A 4,600-nucleotide genomic window follows, 5' to 3' on the forward strand; every position below is an offset into this window, starting at 1 on the left:
TCAGCGGCCGACGCATGTTTCGCAGCGCCTGACGCCGCAGCATATGATAAATTTGCGCCGGCGTCGACGGGACACATACCTGCATATTTTGTTCCGCGCATAACTGGAGATACCGCTCCAGGCGGGCGGAAGAGTGCTCTGGCCCCTGCCCTTCATAACCGTGAGGCAGCAGCATCACCAGACCACACATCCGTCCCCATTTTTGTTCGCCGGAACTGATAAATTGATCGATAACTACCTGAGCGCCGTTGGCGAAGTCACCGAATTGCGCTTCCCAAATCACCAAGGTACGCGGCTCGGCGGTGGCGTAACCGTATTCAAACGCCAGGACCGCCTCCTCCGACAATACGGAATCCCAAACGTGGAAACTGCCCTGACCGTTGTGGACATGGGCCAGCGGAGTATAGCTCGAGCCGTTTTTCTGGTTATGCACCACCGCATGGCGGTGAAAGAATGTGCCGCGAGCGGCGTCTTCCCCTGACAGACGGATGGGGATCCCCTCATCCACTAGCGTGGCGTAGGCCAGCGTTTCTGCGCCGCCCCAATCGAAAGGCTTTTCACCGCGCGCCATCGCGGCGCGATCGTGATAAATCTTGGCAACCCGCGGCTGCATTTCCACGCTAGCCGGTACCTCACTGATGCGGTGGGCCAGCGCTTGTAAACGCTTACTCTCTACCTTGCTGGGGTAATATTCGTCCCAGTCGTGGTTAAGATAACGCTGCCAGGCGAAGGAGTGCATATTCATCTTCCGCCACTCTTTCACCACACGCTCGCCCTGATCCAGAGCGTCACGGAATACATTGACCATTTCGGTAGCGTCGGCGAGGGTGATAATACCGTCGCGCTCCAGGCGGTCGGCGTAGATTTTGCGCGGCGTCGGGTGTTTTCTGATCTTCTGGTACATCAGCGGCTGAGTGGCACTCGGTTCATCGGCCTCGTTATGGCCGTGGCGGCGATAGCACACTAAGTCTATCATGACGTCGCGTTTGAAAGTATTGCGGAAATCCAGCGCAACACGGGTAACGAACGCCACTGCTTCGGGGTCATCGGCGTTGACGTGGAAAATCGGCGCCTGCACCATTTTGGCGACATCGGTGCAATATTGTGTGGAGCGAGCGTCATGGGGGTTGGAGGTGGTGAAACCGACCTGGTTGTTTACAACGACACGCACTGTCCCGCCCACGTCGTAGCCGCGCGTCTTGGACATGTTTAGGGTCTCCTGCACCACGCCTTGGCCGCTAATGGCCGCGTCTCCGTGCAGTGTTATCGGCAGTACCATACTGCTTCTTTGTTCATCCAAACGGTCGATACGCGCCCGTACCGACCCCATCACTACCGGGCTGACGATTTCCAGATGTGAAGGGTTAAACACCAGCGCCAGATGCACTATCCCACCCTCAGTTTCAACGTCGGAGGATAAGCCCTGGTGGTACTTCACGTCACCGGTGCCTAAGTGCTCTTTGTGCTTGCCGGAGAACTCGTCGAACAGATCCTGCGGCTTTTTGCCAAGAACATTGACCAGCACGTTCAGGCGGCCACGATGCGCCATCCCCAATACTACTTCCCGCGTTCCATTTTTGCCGGCATAGCATACCATCTCTTTGAGCATAGGAATCAGTGCGTCGCCGCCTTCCAGAGAGAAACGCTTGGCACCCGGGAACTTGGCTCCTAAATAACGTTCAATCCCTTCCGCCGCGGTCAGCTCGGCAAGAAAACGCATTTTCTCTTTGCGGCTGAATCTCGGCTGCCCCACTACTGATTCAATATACTGCTGGATCCAGCGTTTCTCTTCGGTATTGGTGATATGCATATATTCGGCGCCGATGGAGCTGCAGTAGGTCTTTTTTAGCGCCTCATACAAGTCCGCCAATTTCATGGTGTCGCGGCCGATAGTAAACGAACCGACGTTAAACGTTTCCTGGAAATCAGCTTCGGTGAGATTATGGAAACCAGGTTCCAGATCAGGAACCGTTTCCTGTTTCCATAATTCCAGAGGATCCAGATTAGCGTGTTGATGGCCACGGAAGCGGAAAGCGTTGATGAGCTGCAAGACTTTCACCTGCTTCGAGTCGATATCCGGATCGTTGACCGAGGAGGTATAGCGTGTTGCGTCCTTGGCTAGGTAGCGGAAGTATTCCCGCGTTTTGGAGTGGAGTTGTTCGGGACTGACGCCCTCGGTCGGTAGCTGTTTAAAAATTGTACGCCAGCTCGCATCGACAGAGTCAGGATCCGTCAAAAAATCTTCATAGAGTTGCTCTATGTAGGACTGGTTTGCGCCCGCCNAGCCAATCCTTCATTGCGCCGTTCTGCATCATGATCCCTTAAGCCTATTAAGCTTCAGTTTTCTCTGTAGTTAACCCATAATCGGATAACATATAAGCAGTTCAGCCGGTAGATCACCCCTGTGAGGTCATCGTATCCGAAGGAACCTTTGAAAAGCGGCTGGCCGCGAGGCCGCTAACCAGTTTTTAAAGGCTTCCTGTGCTTGCCCCGCCAGCTGTGGCGTGGCAAGGCCGCGCCCGTTAGGCGCTATAGTTCACTAACATATTCTTAATACGACCGATAGCCTTAGTCGGGTTGAGTCCTTTGGGGCAAACGCTGACACAATTCATAATGCTGTGACAGCGAAAAACACTGAAAGCGTCGTTCAGATCATCCAACCGTGCCTGTTGATGGGTATCTCGGTTGTCGATAAGAAAGCGATAAGAGGCTAGAAGCCCCGCCGGCCCGATGAATTTATCGGGGTTCCACCAGAATGAGGGGCAGGACGTAGAGCAGCAAGCGCAGAGAATACACTCATACAACCCATCCAACTTGGCGCGCTGTTCAGGCGATTGCAGATGTTCACGCGCCGGCGGATTACGGTCGTCGTTAGTCAAGAAGGGTTTAATCTTCTTGTACTGAGCATAAAACTGCCCCATGTCCACCACTAAATCACGGATAACGGGCAAGCCGGGCAGAGGGCGGATAACGATTTTATGGCCGCCCTTACGCAGCATAGACAGCGGCGTAATGCACGCCAGGCCATTTTTACCGTTCATATTAACGCCGTCGGAACCGCAAACCCCTTCACGGCAAGATCGACGGAAAGACAAGCTCGGATCCTGCTCTTTCAGATAGATTAGCGCATCCAGCAGCATCATATCGCGCTCCTCCTCCACGGCGAGGGTATAGTCCTGCATATGCGGCTTATCATCGACATCGGGATTGTAGCGATAGATGGAAAATTCAGCCTTCATGATTCATCCTAGTAAGTACGCACTTTTGGCGGGAACGCCGGGCGTAATGTCGGTTGCATGTTGACTTTACGACGCGTCATGCTGTCGCTTTCAGGAAGATACAGCGAGTGGCACAGCCAGTCTTCATCGTCGCGGTCTGGGAAGTCGAAACGACTGTGGGCGCCGCGGCTTTCAGAGCGGAAATTCGCCGAGAGCGCAGTGGAGTAAGCGGTTTCCATCAGGTTATCCAGCTCCAAACACTCTACCCTCTGGGTGTTAAATTCCATCGAGGTATCGTCTAAACGGGCATGATGCAAACGCTCGCGGATCTCTTTCAGCTCTGCCAGCCCCTTGGTCATCGCATCACCTTCACGAAATACTGAGAAATTGCTTTGCATACAGGCCTGCAACGCTTTACGGATCTCAACCGGATTTTCGCCGCTACGATTATTGTTCCAGCGGCGATAGCGGCTGAGCGACGCGTCGATGTCGTCGTCGCTAGCATCACGGGACGGTCCCTGCTCTTGCAGAGATTCCTGCAAATATATCCCCACTGCGCGGCCAAACACCACTAGATCCAGCAGCGAATTACCACCCAACCGGTTGGCGCCGTGTACCGATACGCAAGCAATTTCGCCCACTGCGAACAGGCCCGGGATCACTACATCCTCGCCCTGGGCGTTGACGGTGATTGCCTGGCCGCTTACCTTGGTCGGAATGCCTCCCATCATATAATGGCAGGTAGGGATGACAGGAATCGGTTCTTTTACCGGATCCACGTGGGCGAAGGTACGCGACAATTCCAGGATCCCGGGCAGACGCGATTCTAATACCTCTTTCCCCAAATGAGCCAGGTTTAGTTTCGCATGCAGCCCCCAGGGACCTTCGCAGCCGCGGCCTTCGCGGATTTCAATCATAATCGAACGTGACACTACATCGCGGCTTGCCAGATCTTTAGCGTTGGGTGCGTACCGCTCCATGAAGCGCTCGCCGTGTTTATTCAGCAAGTAACCTCCTTCACCACGGCAGCCCTCGGTCACCAGTACCCCTGCACCGGCTATGCCAGTGGGATGGAACTGCCACATTTCCATATCCTGAACCGGCACGCCAGCGCGTATCGCCATGCCGACGCCATCACCGGTATTGATGTGGGCGTTGGTGGTAGATTGATAGATGCGCCCAGCGCCTCCGGTGGCGAGAATGGTCGCGCGCGCCTTGAAATACATAACTTCGCCGGTTTCAATACACAGCGCGGTACAGCCCACGACTACCCCATCCTGGTTTTTCACCAGATCGAGAGAATACCATTCGGAAAAAATAGTGGTGTGGTTTTTCAGGTTCTGCTGATATAGCGTATGCAGCAGCGCGTGTCCGGTACGGTC

3 protein-coding genes are annotated in these 4,600 nt (G+C 54.6%); all 3 read right to left on the minus strand.

Going from position 1 to position 4,600, the window contains the following annotated elements; genetic code table 11:
• Positions 1 to 2,282 (minus strand): 2-oxoglutarate dehydrogenase E1 component (sucA, locus tag BG74_RS01805; RefSeq protein ID WP_244267148.1); only part of this gene is annotated, 2,282 nt, incomplete at both ends.
• A 240-nt stretch (positions 2,283 to 2,522) separates the two neighbouring features.
• Positions 2,523 to 3,239, minus strand: coding sequence for a succinate dehydrogenase iron-sulfur subunit (locus BG74_RS01810; protein ID WP_066596169.1), 717 nt, complete (start codon positions 3,237 to 3,239; stop codon positions 2,523 to 2,525).
• A gap of 8 nt (positions 3,240 to 3,247) precedes the next feature.
• Positions 3,248 to 4,600: FAD-binding protein (locus tag BG74_RS01815; protein WP_244267150.1), on the minus strand; the 1,353-nt coding region annotated here is incomplete at its 5' end.

This window comes from Sodalis-like endosymbiont of Proechinophthirus fluctus, assembly GCF_001602625.1.
GTDB lineage: Bacteria > Pseudomonadota > Gammaproteobacteria > Enterobacterales > Enterobacteriaceae.